The sequence below is a fragment of the Pontibacter saemangeumensis genome, from assembly GCF_039541895.1.
GTDB lineage: Bacteria > Bacteroidota > Bacteroidia > Cytophagales > Hymenobacteraceae > Pontibacter > Pontibacter saemangeumensis.
On the sequence record NZ_BAABHC010000009.1, the window covers coordinates 42,601 to 61,319 of the forward strand.

The following is an 18,719-nucleotide window of genomic DNA, read 5'->3' on the forward strand; positions in this document are numbered from 1 at the left end:
CTGCTAATCAACTGATGTATTTAACCACGGAAGTGAGGGACGGTTTCCTGACTGTCTGCATAGTTTTGCCATTTAGCAGCACCACCTTTTCCCGGTCGCGGAGCAGTTCAAAGGCGGCCAGGTAGTTATCGGGTATATACGGTGTGTTAGGGCTGTGCAGCTCATATATCTTTCCCACGGATTTAAATTTCCATTGTGCCTGGCCGGATGCCAGTTCATCAACAAGCTGCGCAACAGCATATGCCGGGCGATACTCAAACAACGACAGCTGGTGTTGCGGCCCCTGATTTGCTAAAAATAGCGGCACCCCATCCGGTTGGTATCCGCTATATGGCAGCACTGTCAGTTTAAAATCATCATAAACGGCCACGTCGGGTGAGCAAAACAGGACGTAGTGGCTTGGGCTATCCGTGCCCGGTTGATTTATCGTGAACAGGAGCGTATACAGGCTTTTTTCCCGAAGCAGGCTTTGAAGGTGCTGCAGGATATACTCCTGCCTGCGGCCAGGGTGCTTTTCTTTCCTGCAGAAAGCGGTAATCAGAGAAAGCCGGTCTTCAAATAGTTCTACAAGTGTCTGACTGACTTTTCGGCCTGTGAAAGCCCTCAAAATTGAGGCAGGGCTCAGCAACAGGAGCAGGTCTGATCGTGAGGCATTACAGGCCTGTAGCAGCATCTCCTGTGCAAAGCCATAACTGAACGGGTCCATAAAAAGGAGCGCAGGAAAGCCGCTTGCAAGGGTTTCATTCAGCAGCGCCCGGTTCTCAAAATTACTGAGCAGTAAAGGCTTCTCGCTGAGTTCTTCACAAGCTGGCAACTGCTCCAAACCTTCAAGGATTCCTGCCAGCCCGGCTTTTGCAGAATCATTTAGAAAGAACCGCAGCAACCCAGGCAGGCCTTTGGTTTTTAGCGTGCTGCGGAGTAGCCTTTGTAGCACCGGTGGCGCAGCCTGTTGTGCCTGCTGTTCTTGCCCTGCAGCTGCATGCAGGTCCACGAACAGCAGAGGCTCGTCGGCGGTTGCCATACGACTGCCGCACCATTTTTCAAAATAAATTGGTAGCAGCTCCTGCTTTACCTCGGCAAAGCTCCGGGGCTCCTGGAAAAAAGGATTAGGGGCTGTGTCAGTCATATAGGGTGGGTATCGCTAAAAAGGTATCAGCACGGTGTCGCATCAAATGTCCTTCCTAACTGTGCTTGCTGCTGAAGCGAAATACTGCTGATTATATATAAAACATCCTGTGAAATCGCTAATTTAGTTAGTATTACTTCGGGAATAGCTAAACATCATAGTTTTTAATTTATCCATCACATTTTCACGCAGCAGTGCCAATCCTATATGGCTTATATATAGGCTGCTTGCCAATACTTGCCGCAAAAAGTCAGCCTTCAGAAGTATTGTGAATGAAATAAGTAGCAATATAATGAAATGTACCTGCCGCTGAAAAGGGGGTGGAGGGGAGAAGAAGGTTAGTACTTAGATGTTTGCTTGGGAAAGAAATGGGCATGGGAAAGGCCTAAGCCCTGTCATAGGTTAGCGCTGCTATTTCCAGTGTTTCCTCTTTTCCGCCCATGGGCAGTTTCACCGTTTGCCCAACACGCGCACCGATTACCGCGCGGGCGATAGGTGCTACAAAGGCTACTTTACCTGCTGCAACCGATGCTTCATCTACTCCTACGATGGTAAAGGTGCGTTTTGTGCCGGGGCGACCTCCACTGCGGGTTAATAGTGTCACTGTAGCTCCGAAACGCACTTCATCAGCAGGCTGCGTGCGTGGGTCGATTACTTTTGCAGTTGTCAGGCGTTGCGTAAGGGCTTTCAGTTGTGCGTTCAGGATGGTAAGTTGCCGGGTGCGGTTAGCTTCGTCTTCGTGGTTCGCCTCTACCTTTGCCCGTTCTTCCTCAAGTGCGCTTAGTTCCGCCCGGAGTTGTTCCAGCCCGGTTGGGGTAACGTAATTGGTGGCACCAGGGGGCAGCGCGGCCCGTGGCGGAATGATGGGCGGCTCGCCTGCATCGTTTTCTTTTACAAAAGCTCGGCTCATGCTCTTGCTAAACGAAGCAGCGCGCGCGGGGTTTCCCTATCCAACCGATACGTCTGAGCGACGCCTTGATTTCCTCCAAACAAATTGCAGAGAGACAGATGCTGAGTATATAGAAGCTTAGGGTGCGGGAGCCAGGAAAAGCCAGGCAATTGCATAGCTCAGCAGCACCACCGCAAAACCCACCATGAAGATGGTATAGGATATCTTCAGGAGGTGGTATTTTTTTGCGAGCACTTTCCCCTGTATATAGATGTTGTCGATCATGCTGTTGTAAAGCTGGTCGTTGTCATACATGATATTCCGGATGCCTTTTTTATAGGTCTCTGGTGTTAACTGCACAAAGTCCCCGAAAAAGAGGTAGTCGAGTTTGTCTTCTGAAACAGACTTTTTCTTGATGTTTGGTCGGGTAGAGAGCACTGCGAATATAATCGTGAAAACGCAGACCAGCGTGAGCAGGATAGACGGAACGATCAGGTGCGGCACCTCGTCGAATTTCCGGACAAAAGAGGAGATCATGATGGAGGCGATGATGGCATTGATGGAGATCATCAGGTTCGCTTTGCTGTCGGCCATCACGCTGAGCTGGAGATGGCTGGCCATGGTAGTCCTGAACATCGTTTCGATGCCCTTGCCTGTTTTCTGGCCTTTCTCCTTTTGCAGGGTCTTGCGTAGGTTTTTGTTCTCCTCCCAAAGGGCCTCCAGTTCCTCGTTGTCTTTGGATAATTCCTTCCGCTTTTTCTTCAGCAGTTTCAGGTTCGCTTCTTTGCCGTCGGAAAAAGCGCGCTTGGCATACTTAGTAAAGTAATGATGTTTTTTTAGCAGTGCCCGCTGGTTGTCCAGCCACTCATAGGCATCACTTTTTTTGCCACTGTCAGTGCTTTCCTGCTTTTCAACCTGCACAAGATAATCAGGAGAAGCCACAAAGCTCGCCACGGCATCGCAGAACACCTCTTCCATCGTGTCCTGGGGGTGCTGCGGGTAATGGCTCGCGGCAACGCAGCGCTGCACTTTTTCTACTTCTTCAGCGGGCAGGCCATTGAGGTGCAGAAAATCTGCGAGCGGCAGGAGCGGGTTCAGGTCAGCAGACGCTTCCGCCGGTAAGTAACTCAGGTCGTGCAGCCAGGCGGCAAGCAGCACAACCCTCATCTCCTCCTCCGGCAGGGCGCAGGCGCTCCCTATTTCCTCGGCTCGCGCGACTAAGGCCTTTGTATGAGACAAGCCGTAAAAAGACGACGTTTCAGCGGCGGAAAATTGCTGTGCCACAAAGGCATGTGCCTTCTCTATTATATCCGTTTCAGTTATCATGCCTTTTCTATATAATTCCTGTGGAACCAGATCCAGCCTCTTTTCCAGGACAGGTCCGGATCTTCAACTGTTCTGTGAAGGTAATTTCAGATGAGACTGCTTTAAGTATATAATTTAGCAATTATATTCAAATAATGGCTTAAACAGCATCTGAAAATAATTTCACTTTGTTGCTGCATTTTTTGATATATAGTGGTTGCCTGTCAATTACTTATGAGGAATTTACACTGCAAGGGCGATACTTTGAATGTTTGCCAGGTATTGAAAACAGCCAAGATGTTCTAAAATATTTTATTAATTTCAATTCAATTGGATAAAATCATATGATTTAAATAAATTTTAGTTTTATTTAACGAATGATAATACAGCTGAGTTTGTATTTAACAACGCCTGTATAACCATATGGCAACCATCAAACCGTTTATATATGGCTGAAAAAGCATATGATAGCGAAAACATTGTACCATGTATATCGTATTATATATATTTAATAAAAACACCCGGCCTGCTTCATCAATGGCCTGTTTGATTCTGTTTTAGTGATCAGAGGGAGAGACGAAAGGACGTATACAATAGAGGGTACTACCGAAGCTCTTACCAGTTTTAGCTTTTTTAATCATTCTTTGGATGAGCACGATGTGAGTCGGGTCTTAGCTTTCCACTTTGATTCATTTTAATTCACTTGTTTATCCTGCTGCTTATTATATTCATTCACCTGATTTACTCTTATCAACCTTTTATATGTAGCCATTGATGGCGGCTCGTTCTGGCTTCAGCACAAAAGAAGAGCACCCGCTGGATGAGAAACAGCAGAGCAGCCTTGCTGGTTGCCTCCCCCCACTCGCCTTACCACCTACAAAATATATATCCTTTAAATCCTCCCCTATATGAAAACATGTTACAAAGACTTTCTGCTGGCATGCCTGTTCCTGATTTTGGCAGTGCCGGCTCTGGCCCAAACTTCTGTGCCTCTTGGCAAAGCAGTAGAGGTGGCGGGCATATATAAAGCAAAGGCCGGGGCGCTGAAGCAGGTCGGGCTGAACACCCAGATCAGCCACCAGGTGCCGGGACAGAAGCCGCTGGTGCTGAAGATAAAGAACATCAAAAAGGAGGGTACCGCCGACGTATACATGGGTGAGGTGGAAGACAGCAAGAACAGCACCTTCTTTTTGCGGATAGACAAAGGGCAGTTTGATGGATACGTTATATTAAAAGAGCTGAAGAAAGCGTACAAATATACCGCTGGCGCCAATGGTTTGGCTTACCTGGAAGAGGTGAATATTGATAAAGTGGTATGTGTGGAATATTATGAAGGCCCTGCTCAGAGCAGCGGCACCACATCCGGTGAGGCAATAGCCGCCAGCGCGGTGCCAACGGATCTTCAGAGCCTGCCGGGGGCCGCTGCCGTCGTATACCTCGATTTCAACGGGCAGTATGTCAAGGGCACTTACTGGAATGATGGTGGCGAGATAAATGCCGCCCCCGCGAACCTGACCACGGCCGAAATGCAAGATGTTTGGAAGCTTATCAGTGAGGATTTCAAGCCTTTTGCCATCAATATCACCACGAACGAGGCAGTGTACCTGAGCGCCCCGGCGACGCGCAGGATGCGCGTTATCTTTACGCCAACCGATTTCTTTTACCCCGGCGCTGGCGGCGTGGCCTATATTAATTCCTTTACCTGGGGAAATGAGACCCCTTGCTGGGTGTTTAACAGTGGCGCCAAATATGCAGGCGAGGCTGGCTCGCATGAGATTGGCCACACCCTTGGCCTGGCTCATGACGGGCGCACGAACCCCGTTGAAGCTTATTTTTACGGGCAGAACTCCTGGGCCCCTGTCATGGGCGCCGGCTATTACAGCGAGCAGGTGCAATGGAGCAAGGGGGAGTATCTGTACGCCAATAACCTGGAAGATGATCTCGGCATCATCACCAGCAAAAACGGGTTTGGCTACCGTTCAGATGATCATGGCAGCACGAATACAACTGCAACTCTGTTGTTGTCTGAAAAAGCAGCTATGGGTATTATTGGCAGCAGAACGGATGTGGATGTGTTCTCTTTTCAGACCTCTGGCGGCAACGTAGATCTGTCGGTGAACCCTGCATTGGCTCATGCTAACCTGGATGTTTTGCTGACCCTGAAGAACGCTTCAAACGGGACGGTTGCCGTGTCTGATCCTGCAGGGGCTTCAGCCAGTTTAACCAAATCGGTGGCAGCGGGCACTTATTATGTGCATGTAAAAGGAGCTAAAGGCGCCTTCGGTGCTAACTCTGACTATAACTCCATGGGGGAGTACACGATCACTGCCAAGTACAGCGCACCGGTCACTACCGCTAGCCAGGTTTTCATGAACGCCGGAGGTTCGGACTTTACTGACACCCAGTCGCGTTTGTGGGGGTCGGATGCTAATTTTAGCGGTGGCACAACTGCCTCTAAAGCCTTTGATGTGCAGGGTACCACCGACGACGCCCTGTATCTGGCTTACCGCTATGCCTCGTCTGGTGCTCCTTTCAGCTATAACATTCCAGTCAGCGCGGATGGGGCATATACGGTGAAACTGCATTTTATGGAGCCGTATTTCGGAGCCCCAGGCGGTAAAACAACTGGCCTCACCGGGGCACGGGTGTTCCATGTGGATGTGGAAGGGGCGCGGGTACTGACTAATTACGACATCTACAAGACAGATGGGGCAGGCAAAGCCGTGGTGAAGACCTTCAACGTAAATGTGACGGGTGGAAGCGTCAACATTGCCTTTGCCTCCGTTACTAACAATGCCATTGTATCGGCGATTGAGGTTATGCCGACTACTTATACCTTAACAGCCAACACGGCCGGAAGCGGTGTCATCGCCGTAAACCCGAATCAGCAGAGCTATGCCAGCGGCAAAGTCGTTACCCTGACCGCGACCCCGGCTTCCGGTTACCAGTTCACAGGCTGGAGCGGCGACGCCACGGGTACTATAAACCCACTGTCGGTGACGATGAACAGCAACAAAACAATCATGGCTAATTTTGCCCCGGCGCAGCAGACAACCAGCCTTGTCAGTGATGTCGTGTCCACCAGCGGAAGGAGTTATGCTTTGGGGGAACTGATCGTAGGTGCCAAGATATATACGGATCGAACCTACCAGGCCACCACCGTGCCTGCCTTTTTGGACAGGGCCCCGATGATCAGGACAGCGAACGATGATAAGAAAAGCACCAGTACCACGCTGGTCTCATTTAAGCTGAATCAGCCGGCCAACGTCTTTGTCGCCATAGATCCCCGTGCCACGGCGCTGCCCTCCTGGCTGAGCGGCTGGCAAAAAATCACGGACAGAATTGGGGTGAACGATTCTAAGATCAGCTATATGAACTTGTACAGTAAGTCCTTCGCGGCTGGCACCGTTAGCCTGGGCGGCAACATGGTAAGCCCGGCTGCGGGCGCTGAGAACAACTATTTTGTAATCGTGCAGGCGCAAACGAGTGCAACAGTAGCCTCCGCGCTCGGGCATCATGTGCAAGAGGCGGAATCAAACCTGCTGGGTGGCTTGCAACTGAAGGCTTATCCAAATCCGAGCACGGGCGGCAAAGTTTATATATCCCTTGAGAATATAAAGGATGGAGAAGCTGTCACCGTTTCCGTGCACGATGTGCTGGGGCGACTCATTTCGACTGCAGCCACTGTGGGCGATGTGCATGGTGCAGGCAACCTGGACTTGCCGCTGAAGGAGCGTATGAGCCGCGGTCTATATATCATCAGTGCCAAAGCCGGAAACACTAAAGTGCAGACCAAGCTACTGGTGGAGTGATCGATCGTTTCATTAGAAGATCATGCCGATGCAATGCCTCCCCAGTATATACGGGCTTTATCTTAATGTGCAGGGCCGGCATACACACCAGTGATGGGTAACCAGTGGCATATATAAACCTGCCACGGTATATACAAACAGCCTTAGGCACAATTACACATTGTGCTTAAGGCTGTTTTCTTTTTATCGCCTGTATAAAGCTAAAAAGTGTTCGGCCATCTATCAGGAAACTTGCATCACTTTGCTACCTTTGCAGCTTTAATATGCAAGCTATGATTTCAGTAGACGCGGTTGCTGTGGAGTTTAACGGGGCAGCCCTTTTCAGCAACGTTTCCTTTAACATCAACGAGAACGACCGCATTGCCCTGATGGGAAAAAACGGCGCGGGAAAATCAACCCTCCTAAAGATCATTGCAGGTGCCAGTAAACCCACCAGGGGGAAAATATCCGCTCCGAAAGAAGCCGTTATCGCTTACCTGCCGCAGCACCTGCTCACCGAAGACAACTGCACCGTGTTCGAAGAAGCCTCCAAAGCCTTTGCCAGTATCCTGGATATGAAGGCACAGATGGACGCGCTTAACGCCCAGCTCGAAACCCGCACCGACTACGACTCCGATGATTACTACAAGCTGATCGAGCAGGTGTCAGAGTTGGGGGAGAAGTACTATTCCATCGAGGAGATCAATTTCGATGCGGAAGTAGAGAAGACGCTGAAAGGCCTTGGCTTCTCCAGGGCCGATTTTACAAGACCCACCAACGAGTTCAGCGGGGGCTGGCGCATGCGCATCGAGCTGGCGAAGATCCTGCTGCAGAAGCCGGACCTGATCCTGCTTGATGAGCCGACCAACCACCTGGATATAGAGTCTATTCAGTGGCTGGAGGATTTCCTGGTGAACAACGCGAAGGCCGTGATCGTGATCTCGCACGACAAAACCTTTGTAGATAACATCACCAACCGCACCATAGAGGTAACCATGGGCCGTATTTACGACTACAAGGTAAATTACAGCCATTACCTGCAGTTGCGCAGGGAGCGCCGCGAGCAGCAGCAGAAGCAGTTCGAGGATCAGCAAAAGGAGATGGCCGACATTCAGGCTTTCATTGATCGCTTTAAAGGCACTTACTCCAAAACCCTGCAGGTGCAGTCGCGGGTGAAAATGCTGGAGAAGATGGAGATTATCGAAGTCGACGAAGTGGATACATCCGCCCTGAACCTGAAATTTCCGCCTGCGCCGCGCTCCGGCAACTACCCGGTGATTGTGGAGGGGCTGACAAAGAAATACGGCAACCACACGGTATTTCAGGATGCCTCCCTCACCATCAACCGTGGCGAGAAAATAGCCTTTGTGGGTAAGAACGGCGAAGGAAAATCCACGCTGGTGAAAGCCATCATGGGCGAGCTTGACTTTGATGGAAAGCTGCAGCTGGGGCACAACTGCATGATCGGCTACTTTGCTCAGAACCAGGCATCCATGCTGGACGAGGACCTGACGGTTTTCCAGACCATTGATGAGATTGCGATTGGCGACGTGCGCACCCGGGTGAAGGATATGCTGGGGGCTTTTATGTTCAGCGGCGAGACGGTGGAGAAAAAAGTGAAGGTGCTTTCAGGCGGGGAGAAAACGCGCCTGGCGATGATCAAGCTGCTGCTGCAACCTGTGAACCTCCTGATCCTGGATGAGCCGACCAACCACCTCGACATCAAGACTAAAGACATCCTGAAAGATGCGCTGAAAGCCTTCGATGGCACGTTGATCCTGGTATCGCATGACCGTGATTTCCTGGATGGACTGGCTACGAAAGTGTATGAGTTTGGGAACAAGCGCATCAAAGAGCACTTCGAAGATATAAATGGCTTCCTGCGAAACAAGAAGCTGGAAAACCTGCGGGAGATCGAGCGGAACGTGACGAAGTAGGCGCTGTTGCGAAAACGGGCGTTAGCTTTAAAAATCGTAAATTAATGATACTTATGGAAGTGAAGGACAGTAACGGAAACATCCTCAGCGAAGGCGACGCTGTAACGCTCACCAAAGACCTGAAAGTGAAAGGATCCTCTATCACGCTCAAAAGAGGGAAAGTCGTTAAAAATATCCGCCTGACAAACAACCCGGAGGAGATTGACTGCCGGATTGACGGAAGCAACATTGTGCTAAAGACTTCTTTCCTCAAAAAAGCGTAACCCTGCTGCGCGCGCAGCTCCTGCGGGCGTCTGCAATTGAAAAAAGGATCGCCGCTTAAGCTGATGCTTGAGCGGCGATCCTTATTGTGGCAAGCTGTTCTTTTTTATATATACTTTCCAAAGGAAAATCATATATAGAAAGCCATGTTTACATTTTACTTCTTTGCCTGTTTGTCGAGGAACAGGTAGCGGGCACGGTCTTTCTCCGGCTCCACGCGGGTGTTAACATCTATATGCATCACCTGAACGGCATTACCGGCTTTGGCTTCCGGCCACTTGGGCAGGTTCGCACCGTTGGGGTTGCCTGTCTTTATGAAGTTGGCAAAGTAGCCCTGCATGATCTCCGACACTTTATAGTCTTCCGGCTGCCAGTTATATACCTTGTTTGTAGACAGGTTGCCCATTGCGTATTCAATCTCGGCAGAATGTACGGCTCCTTGCGCAGGAGGCGCTTTCGGGGCAGACGAACCCGAGTCCTTTACGATGCCCCCGGCAAGGCCCGGTGTGGCGCCTCCTAGCTCAGGTTTCATCTCAGGCCGCGGACGTGAATACATATAGCGGTATACGGGGCTCTCCCCTGATTTACTGTGAGCGTCCAGCAGTTTCCAGGTGCTGTACCCGATAAACAGGTCGCCGGCAAGGTCGGTTCCAGACTTGATTACCTCCTCCTTTGTTGTAGCAGGGTATAACTTCAGCACCTCCGTTGCCCGCTCAGCAAACTGCTTTTGCACCGCTTTGGCATAGTTCTCCGGCGTAGGCTCGTCCTGGCCCAGCAGGTACCTGTAATTCATCTCTTCGGAGTTCCAACCTGCCAGCAGCGGCACATGCGCCTGTTCGCCCGCCTCGAAGATAGCTGTAGGAGACTTAGGGAGGAAATAACCGTCTACGATTGGCCAGAAGCGAGGCATGCCGGGTTTACCGGCCTCCTCCAAGAGTTGCTGTGCGGGGATGGCGCGTAGTTCTGCCAGGGAATTTGCCCCGAGGCTTTTCGCAAGCTTTAACCCTTCCTGCTCTGCCTGGGCAAGTGTAACCGTGGGTTGCAGCGCAAGCATGGAGCCGCTCTCCGCAATCGCACCGTTGATCAAGTCTTTTGAAAGGGGGGAGGCCATCTGCGCGCTCACCGAAAACGATCCCGCGGACTCACCCGCGATCGTTACCTTCTCAGGGTCTCCGCCAAAAGCGGCGATATTTTCATGCACCCAGCGCAGGGCAGCAGCCTGGTCGAGCAGGCCATAGTTGCCCGAGGCGTTGTGCGGCGACTCCTTGGTGAGCTCGGGATGGGCTAGGAAGCCGAAGGCGCCAAGCCTGTAGTTGACGGTGACCGCCACTATGCCCTTCGTGGCCATGCTTTCGCCATCGTACCGCGGCTCCGAGCCGTCACCAGCCATAAACCCGCCTCCGTAGAAATACACCAGCACCGGCAGGCGCTCTGTTCCTGTTTTGGCAGGGGTCCACACGTTCAGGTAGAGACAGTCTTCACTCATGCCGTTCGAGCGGAAGCCCATGTCCCCGAACACGGCAAGCTGCATTGCGCGGGGGCTAAACTCTTTCGCAGGGCGCACGTTCTGCCAGTTCTTCACCGGCTGCGGCTCTTTCCAGCGCAGTTCCCCCACGGGAGGCGCCGCAAAGGGAACTCCCCTGAAGATGCGCACTCCGCTTTCTCCGGTAGTGCCTTCCAGCACACCGTTTGCGGTATTAACCTGGTTGGCGGCTGCCGCGACGGAAGTTTTGGCTTTTTTTTGTGCCATAGCCGCCGGTGCAAACAATATGGCCAGCAGCAGCAGCATGTAAATAGATTTAAGATGGTGCATAAGCAACGATTATGAAGTGTGTAATGTGAAAGTTTGATTCATTATGTTAATATTACATAATAATAAGAATGTTTTCAATATGTCAGGTTAACATATTGATATTTATTTTTCATATAGGTCATATTAGAAGATCCAACTGCTATACCGGATGAAAGAAGCTACTGCCCTCATACCCCAGCTCACTGTAGATTGCATCATACTGGGCTTCCACGACAACCAGCTACGGGTATTGCTATTGCGATGGAAAGATACTTCCTTCTGGAGTCTGCCCGGCGGACCTGTGCGTCAGACGGAATCGGTGGATGCGGCGGCAACCCGTATTCTCCGGGAACGGACCGGGTTGGGCGCTATATACCTGCAGCAGTTCCGTGTTTTTGGGGATGAGGTCCGCTATAGCCTGGAGGAGGTACAGGAAAAGCTGAAACATATCTTTGATCCGGCTATATGGTACAAACGGGCCATTTCCATCGGGTATTATGCCTTGGTTGATTACTCCAAAGTTACCCCTTTGCCCGATGCGTATACGGATGAATGCCGCTGGTGGGACATCCGGGACTTTCCGACGTTGCTGTTCGACCACAACCACATGGTGAAATTAGCGCTGGAGGCGCTGCGGCAGCAACTGAGCTGGCAACCCGTCGGAAATAACCTGCTCCCCGAGCCCTTTACATTACCGGAACTGCAGCGGCTCTACGAAACCATTCTGGGAAGGAGCATGGACCCGCGCAATTTTCAGCGCAAGATGTTGAGCCTAGGCATTCTGGAGCGATTAGAAACCAAGCGGAGGGGCGGGGCCTTCAGGTCTCCCTATTTATATCGGTTTATCCCGGAAAAGTACGAGGCTGCCCTGAAGGAAGGAAACCTGATGATTCTGTAAGTATATATGGGACCCGTCTCTGAACAAAGCCATGCGTAGCTACTCCTGAAAAGCATTTGGCTATTTTCCAAATTATTGATTTATATAGCCTAACGAAGATTAATAAGGATGCTTCAAGACCAGGCAGGGCTTTCACAGAAATCTATTTAAAAAATTCACAGGAAGTTACTTTAAAGCGAAACAGGGGCGGGGTCGAAAAAAAATCTCAGAAGAAACTTTACGGACAAATTTAATGTATATACATAAAATGTACATACATTATTAAGGTGTTTCATTCGCATTTAATAATTGAATTGGCTTTAGCGGTCAAGACGAAACAGAAGTCTGTTGCGTAGTAACAAGAACATTGGCCGGAAAAGGAGTTTCTTAAAAAACCTCAAGCAGGTGAATCTTTATACACAGCACATTTATATTAAAATATCATGGAAGAACGAATCTTAGGCCTTCATCATATCACAGCCATAGCCGGAATGGCCAAGCAGAATTTAGATTTTTACACCAAGGTGCTGGGTCTGCGCCTGCTTAAAAAAACAGTCAACTTCGACGATCCCGGGACCTACCACCTGTATTATGGCGATGAGAAAGGAAGCGCTGGCACCATCCTGACCTTTTTCCCTTACGAAGGCGCCAGAAGAGGGAGCGCCGGAACCGGGATGGCCACTAATATTGCCTACGCAGTGCCCGAAGGGAGCTTTGATTTCTGGATAGACCGCTTTGAAAAGCATAACGTCCTATATAATAAACCTTCCGAGAAATTTGGCGAGGCTTATTTACCCTTCCTTGACCCGGATGGGCTGAAGCTGGAACTGGTGGTGCCGAAGAACGGGGACAACAGGAAAGCGTGGGAAACAGACGAGATAAAGGCCGATGCAGGAACAAAAGGTTTCCATGGGGTGACGCTCACCCTGCAGCAGATTGAGCCAACCGCTGCCATCCTGACAGATATATTCGGGTATAAGCTGTTGGAGCAAAGCGGAAACCGCTACCGCTATATAACGGATGCCGTTGAAACTGCCGCCATCATTGATCTGGTAGCCCTGCCCAACGAAACCCGCGGCATAGGTGGCGCTGGCACAAACCACCATATCGCTTTCCGGGTGAAGAACGAAGAGGTGCTGATGCAGTTCCATGAGAAAGTAATGCAGAGCGGCCACAGCATCACCAATAAGATCGACCGGAATTATTTCTACTCGCTTTACTTCCGGGAGCCCGGCGGGGTATTGTTCGAGATCGCCACCGACAATCCCGGTTTCGGTATCGACGAACCATGGGATCAGCTGGGTTCTGGTTTGTTGCTGCCGCCGCAATACGAACCGCGCAGGGCCGAAATCGAAGCTGTCCTGCCCAAATTGGATTAACAACAATGAGGTTCCCGGTAAAGCCCTGCTACTATATAAGTAGTTTGGACAGCTCCGGGAATCCATTCTACCTAATCATTAACATAGCGAAACGAATATGTATACGCACAAAAAACAGGTTGTTACGCGTGGTCGCCCTTTATCAGAAACAGGAAAGGCGCTAATTATGGTGCATGGCCGCGGTGCCACAGCGGAGAGCATTTTAGGGCTGGCAGATGACTTATATGCCGCTGACTTTTCACTTTTTGCACCGCAGGCCACGCAGAACACTTGGTATCCGGCTAGCTTTATGGCTCCTGTCCCGCAAAACCAACCGGCGCTGGATTCTGCTTTAGCACTACTTAACGAGGTGGTGAACAGTATACTGGAGCAGGGGATCAGCAGTCGGAATATCTATATGGCGGGATTTTCGCAGGGGGCTTGCCTCACTGCTGAGTATGCCGCCCGAAATGCGAAGCCATATGGCGGCCTCCTTATATTTACGGGTGGATTGATAGGCCAGCGCCTTGATACAAGTCAGTATATGGGCATGTTTGAAGCCACGCCAGTCCTAATTACCACGGGAGACCCGGATCTACACGTGCCGGTGAGCCGCGTGGAGGAAACCGCGAAAATAATGGAAGAGATGGGTGCCAGCGTGACCAAGAGAATATATCCGGGGCGCCCGCATACCATTTTGCAGGAGGAAATTAACCTTGCCCGTGCCATCTTGGCCTAATCTTGTTTCTTAATTCAAGGCAATATGATATAGCGCTTTCATCCAAGAGAAGCAACTGACTCATATCCTATATACTTCCATCCATCCCTGCAGAAAAATGCCGTTCCCCAAGAATTCATATGGATAAAGCCATATATGGAAGAAGGAATAGGCGACGTGGTGTAGTTGCAGTACCTCAAACAATGGGTGGTGTGGCGAGCTTGTCTAAGCCGCACTGGATCATGAAATCATTTGTGAAGACGCTACGCGTGGCTGCATCAAGTAAAAACTCCCGGCAGCGGAGCCATTTGTCTACGTTCACGTCGCCGTACATGCGGCGCACCCGCTCCTCGTTTAATATAAAGTTTATTTTGCCCCAATGCAGGGTGTAAGGGATGTTGAGTGCTTCCAGCCGAAGCCAAACTTCTCTGAAAAACCCGCGGGTCTCCGCAGCATCCACGCCGTCCATCTCGAGCACACAGGTTTTAGGGAACTTTGTAAAACCAAGCAGGGCAGGCGTGCCTTTCACAAAACGCAGGGCGATGCCGCCAGCGAAAGGCCGTGTTTTATTCAATTCTAAGATCACTTCGATCACCTTGAATACATCGGAGGTAGCCACTGCCAGCGCTGCGCTTGCGATTTGTCCTTTAAAGCGGGTATGCCGGAAAGTCTCGCCCATGGTTTGTGGTTTGGGCTGCGCTGCGCGAAGCGTGCTTTTGAAAAAGGCGTTCACCAGCGGCTTGATGGCGAGCATGTTAATGGTCGGCCCTGCCACATCTATGACCTTGGAAATAATGCCGTTCAAGTCCTGGCTATACGTCCGCCCGCTCTCTAGCTGGTTATGCACCGGTATATAGGTAGCAGGGCAGGGTGTTTTGTAGAACATCCGGATGTAAATTCCCTTTTCCTTGCTGTTTTTTTCAAAGTTGTGCAGGTTGAGGGCAATCTCCAGGTGATAAAGTCTCTTCGTGAGGCTCTCCTCCGGCATTTTTACCTTGAGGCTTTCAGGCAGCCCGCTTGCATCGGCTAGTTGGTTTAAGAGTATGCGGAGCGCGACCATGTCCTGTGTCTCGATGGCTTGCCTGAGTGCAGGCGTATATGGGACGTTATCAAACCGATATTCTTCGAGTAGGAATAGCGGCTCCGTCTGTAGCAAAACGCCATGTATGATGCCGAAACTGCCAAAGCTGATGACGGCTGCATTGAACATATCATCATCGCGGATCGCAACGGCCCCGATGGCATTCACAAAGTCATCAGAGACCACAGGAGCAGAGGCCCGTTCAAGCCACATATGCCGGTCAGGGCCTGTCACCACATGCAGGCCTGCAATGGTATCGTGTATGGCGCCGGTATAGAGGGCGCCCCCATGCGTGCCTGTCGCCGCCGCACCGGCCACCGACTGTCCGTTGCTGCCACCGCTCGCTTTCACGCTGCGCCTGTAATGCAGTTCCAACACAGCATTCAACTCCAGCATGCTCATGCCGCACTGCACAAAAAAAAGATCTTCCTTTCTTCTTCCGCTTTGCAGGTAAGCAGGCGATAGGGACGAGTTGCCCAGGTCGAAACGCAGGTTCAGCGGTTTGGTGTTCAGCATGCCCCCGTTGCACATGGCCACCGGGGAGAAAGACCAGTTGTTGCCCATGGCCCGGAAGGGGGTGTTGGTGTAAATGGCGTTCTTGATAAGCCACTGCATATTGGCCGTGGTGGCATTATAGTCCCCTAACCTCGACTCACGGGAGTTGACGCGCAGGGTATAGGACGCTCCTAGTTTAAAGCGGTGCCTAAAATTGCGGTGGGCATTTTCCCACGGGTCTTCCGGAAAGAAAGGGGCAATTCCTGGTGGTAGTGCCGGCATAGTATTCTTATTTGGGTATAGATAGCCATTCAATTGTCCGTCCCGATTGTGCCGGGGTCTCTGGCGGGAGGCGCGCAGTCCCACTCAAGGCGCTGCGGAACCACAATGCCGAGGCTCAGGAACGAAACGGTAATAAAAAGGGGGTTGGTCGAGACCTTTACCTGTGTCATGTCGCTTCCTTCCTGGCAGCCTGCGGCCCATGGCTCCGCCTGCAGCAACCCCCAGAAGTATGACCAATGCGTTGGCCCCACGTGCGAGAGATGGCGTGCCCGGTCAGGCTCATCGGAGGTATACCGGGACACGACCGCATCGCTGACCGCACAAGACCCGAGCATTAGCATGGTGAGTACTAAAGAGAAAGATAACCTGGCTTTCACTGGAAAAGAATGCAAAGAATATGACATGAGTCAAGCTATTACAAAATGTAACCTAGTCCATTTAATGATCGCTGCGAAAGGAGGGTGATTGATAGGGTGGGAAATAGAGCCTGATGCAGTTAAAAAGCAGCGATACAAGTTACGCGTACAAAAAGCTATATATTAAAAATATAGCCGTATCTGTGATTACTCCAAATATTTTAAAAAGTTGATGCGAAACATCATGTTTTCTATATCTCCTCCTTGTCGGTATATAAATTTTCCGGATTGGCTTCAAAGAAGGAGGAAAAAGCAAAGCGGACAAAGGTGATTTTTGTCTCGAAGGGACAGGGGAATCAGTTGAAACTAATTTAAAAGATGCTTGTCAGCCGGGAGGCCGCTAAATAAAAGAGCGCAATAATTCACTCTCTATGCCGGTGTTTGCTTGGTTGAGTTGAGCTTATTTTTAAGCGAAGCCAGGTGCGCCTGCTTATGCAGCTCCCTGTTTGCCTTGGAATAGCAGGTAAAGTATTGATGGCTTTCCAGGAATTTGACCTGTAAGTTGTTCCACTCGTCTTCCCCTGCTAAAACCCCAAATGACACCAACTCCTCGTAAAGTGTTTGTGCAATCTGTGAAAAATCTTCCCGCCCCAGGTAATCGAGGTCAGCGTCGCAGATAATCTGCTCCAGGTGTGTTGTAGGGTTTTGCGGTATCTTCGTCGCCCTGATCATGCTGCAGATTTGCTCGATCTGCGCATCGCTGAACCCAAAGCCTGGCAGTTCCTGTTGTGCTATCCGGCAGCCTTGTGCTTCATGGTTGTGATAGTGGTCTATAAAGCCGGAATCGTGGTAAAGAGCCGCTACTTTGAGGGAGAGGAGCCCTTCCGGGCACTTTAGGCCTTCTGCCAGGGCTATCGTCTCGGCTTGCTTCAAAACATCGAGGGTGTGCGACAGGCTATGGTATGTCAGCTGCTGCGGTAGCCGGGCTTGTAGCTTGTTTACTACATGCCGCTGAATGAGCATGAAAGGGATTGGGGCCATGGTCGTTTGGTAATCAATAAATATAACCGGGGTACAGTGCGCTAGGTTTATTCACGAAAAGCCGGCTATAGGCGTAAAATCATAAATAAGCTTTACGTTATATATGCATTTTTGGAGGTGCAATATACCTATTACGCATTGAAAGCGATTATATTGCCCTCTCCAGCCCTTTTTCAACGAAGTACATATTTACATTCCCTTTGTTTTTTGCGGCTACTTTCCCACGGTAGAGGCAGCTGAACCAATCCTTCACCATATCGAATGTGGCATCGGATATGTTCACCCGGCCACCCTCGCCGCACGATTCCATCCGGCTGGCGATATTCACAGTGTCGCCCCATATATCGTAGGCGATCTTCTTACGGCCTATGACGCCTGCTACCAGCGGGCCGGTGTGTATACCGATGCGCAATTCCCATCTCGGTAGCCCCAGGGCGTTTTTCTGTTCATTCACTTCATGCATGTAGGCCTGAATTTCAATGGCCGCGAGGATGGCATCTATCGCGTGTGTCATATTTGATACCGGCACACCTCCTGCACACATATAGGCATCACCTATCGTCTTGATTTTTTCAAGGTTGTTTTTTTCGATAATCGCATCGAACGCTATGAAATAGGTGCTGAGCTCCGCTACCAGTTCCTGTGGGCTTAGCCCTTCGGCTATCCTCGTAAATCCTATAAAATCGGTGAATAGCACTGTGGCGCAGTTGTAGTAATTTGGCGTGGCGGTGCCTTTTTCCCGCAGCTCGTGGGCCACTTCTGCGGGCAGGATGTTGAGCAGCAGCTTTTCTATCTCCTGCTTTTGCAGGTTCACTTCCAGCGTGCGCTCCAGCACCTTTTTCTCCAGCACCTCGTTCGCCTCTTTCAACTCCAGGATCAGGTGGTTATTGGCCCTGCGCAACTGGAAGGCTTCGATGGCATTGTCCACCGTAATCTTGAGCTCTTCTTTATCCCAGGGTTTCATGATATAGCGGTAAACCTTCCCGGTGTTAACAGCTTCGATGATAGATTCCATGTCGCTGTAGCCTGTCAGTATCATCCGGATCATGTCCCTTTCCTCTGGCAGGCTTTTCAGGAACTGAACGCCTGTCATGTGGGGCATGCGCTGGTCAGTGATCACCACACTCACATCATGGTCGTTCAGGATCCGAAGGCCCTCTTCACCTGATTTGGCAGTAAGCACCTGGTAGTACCTCCTGAAAGCCGATTTGAAGACGATCAGGTTGTCTTCTTCGTCATCTATATAAAGTATAGTCGGTTTTGCAAGGGGATCAGCGGGAAGTGCGACAAGCTGCTCCAATACTGATTTTTCCATTTTTTTACTCTTAAGAGGCTGTTTTGATTTCATTTAGATAATTTCTTAAGCATGATATGTATCATGGTAATCTGAATCATGGTCTCAGCTGATTT

The 18,719-nt window shown here is 50.5% G+C and carries 14 protein-coding genes; 6 read left to right on the forward strand and 8 right to left on the reverse strand.

Annotated features, from left to right (window positions below; translation table 11 throughout):
- Positions 1 to 7 precede the first annotated feature (7 nt).
- From ABD920_RS09300 to ABD920_RS09310, 3 genes are all read right to left on the reverse strand, one after another.
- Complete coding sequence (locus ABD920_RS09300; RefSeq protein WP_345158503.1) at positions 8 to 1,126, reverse strand: hypothetical protein; 1,119 nt, start codon at positions 1,124 to 1,126, stop codon at positions 8 to 10.
- Between the two features lie 385 nt (positions 1,127 to 1,511).
- Positions 1,512 to 2,036: a GreA/GreB family elongation factor gene (locus tag ABD920_RS09305; protein ID WP_345158504.1), complete on the reverse strand. Its 525-nt coding sequence runs from the start codon at positions 2,034 to 2,036 to the stop codon at positions 1,512 to 1,514.
- Positions 2,037 to 2,153: 117 nt separating this feature from the next.
- Positions 2,154 to 3,341 (reverse strand): Pycsar system effector family protein, encoded by a 1,188-nt coding sequence (locus tag ABD920_RS09310; protein WP_345158506.1) that lies wholly within the window; start codon positions 3,339 to 3,341, stop codon positions 2,154 to 2,156.
- Between the two features lie 887 nt (positions 3,342 to 4,228).
- Here ABD920_RS09310 and ABD920_RS09315 point away from each other — a divergent pair.
- From ABD920_RS09315 to ABD920_RS09325, 3 genes are all read left to right on the forward strand, one after another.
- Positions 4,229 to 7,132 (forward strand): malectin domain-containing carbohydrate-binding protein, encoded by a 2,904-nt coding sequence (locus ABD920_RS09315; protein ID WP_345158508.1) that lies wholly within the window; start codon positions 4,229 to 4,231, stop codon positions 7,130 to 7,132.
- A 272-nt stretch (positions 7,133 to 7,404) separates the two neighbouring features.
- Positions 7,405 to 9,048: an ABC-F family ATP-binding cassette domain-containing protein gene (locus tag ABD920_RS09320; protein WP_345158509.1), complete on the forward strand. Its 1,644-nt coding sequence runs from the start codon at positions 7,405 to 7,407 to the stop codon at positions 9,046 to 9,048.
- A 44-nt stretch (positions 9,049 to 9,092) separates the two neighbouring features.
- The gene (locus ABD920_RS09325; protein ID WP_345158510.1) at positions 9,093 to 9,311 is read left to right on the forward strand and encodes a zinc ribbon domain-containing protein YjdM; all 219 of its coding nucleotides are present in this window, start codon (positions 9,093 to 9,095) and stop codon (positions 9,309 to 9,311) included.
- A gap of 155 nt (positions 9,312 to 9,466) precedes the next feature.
- Here the strand turns inward: ABD920_RS09325 and ABD920_RS09330 are convergent, their stop codons facing one another.
- The gene (locus ABD920_RS09330) at positions 9,467 to 11,059 is read right to left on the reverse strand and encodes a carboxylesterase/lipase family protein (protein WP_345158512.1); all 1,593 of its coding nucleotides are present in this window, start codon (positions 11,057 to 11,059) and stop codon (positions 9,467 to 9,469) included.
- 211 nt (positions 11,060 to 11,270) lie between these two features.
- On the opposite strand from ABD920_RS09330, the gene ABD920_RS09335 reads away from it, so the two are divergent.
- The 3 genes from ABD920_RS09335 to ABD920_RS09345 all read left to right on the forward strand — a co-directional run bounded on the left by ABD920_RS09335 (position 11,271) and on the right by ABD920_RS09345 (position 14,075).
- On the forward strand, positions 11,271 to 11,999 hold the full coding sequence (locus tag ABD920_RS09335; RefSeq protein ID WP_345158513.1) for an NUDIX hydrolase: 729 nt from the start codon (positions 11,271 to 11,273) through the stop codon (positions 11,997 to 11,999).
- Positions 12,000 to 12,421: 422 nt separating this feature from the next.
- Positions 12,422 to 13,357, forward strand: a complete 936-nt coding sequence (locus tag ABD920_RS09340; RefSeq protein ID WP_345158514.1) for a ring-cleaving dioxygenase — start codon at positions 12,422 to 12,424, stop codon at positions 13,355 to 13,357.
- A 166-nt stretch (positions 13,358 to 13,523) separates the two neighbouring features.
- Entirely contained in the window at positions 13,524 to 14,075 is a 552-nt protein-coding gene (locus ABD920_RS09345; protein ID WP_345158515.1) for an alpha/beta hydrolase, read from the forward strand.
- Between the two features lie 175 nt (positions 14,076 to 14,250).
- On the opposite strand, the gene ABD920_RS09350 is transcribed toward ABD920_RS09345, so the two are convergent.
- The 4 genes from ABD920_RS09350 to ABD920_RS09365 all read right to left on the reverse strand — a co-directional run bounded on the left by ABD920_RS09350 (position 14,251) and on the right by ABD920_RS09365 (position 18,624).
- Positions 14,251 to 15,912: an FAD-linked oxidase gene (locus ABD920_RS09350; protein ID WP_345158516.1), complete on the reverse strand. Its 1,662-nt coding sequence runs from the start codon at positions 15,910 to 15,912 to the stop codon at positions 14,251 to 14,253.
- Positions 15,913 to 15,941: 29 nt separating this feature from the next.
- Complete coding sequence (locus tag ABD920_RS09355) at positions 15,942 to 16,247, reverse strand: hypothetical protein (RefSeq protein ID WP_345158517.1); 306 nt, start codon at positions 16,245 to 16,247, stop codon at positions 15,942 to 15,944.
- A 450-nt stretch (positions 16,248 to 16,697) separates the two neighbouring features.
- Complete coding sequence (locus tag ABD920_RS09360) at positions 16,698 to 17,309, reverse strand: HD domain-containing protein (RefSeq protein ID WP_345158518.1); 612 nt, start codon at positions 17,307 to 17,309, stop codon at positions 16,698 to 16,700.
- Positions 17,310 to 17,457: 148 nt separating this feature from the next.
- Positions 17,458 to 18,624: an adenylate/guanylate cyclase domain-containing protein gene (locus tag ABD920_RS09365; RefSeq protein ID WP_345158520.1), complete on the reverse strand. Its 1,167-nt coding sequence runs from the start codon at positions 18,622 to 18,624 to the stop codon at positions 17,458 to 17,460.
- Positions 18,625 to 18,719 lie beyond the last annotated feature (95 nt).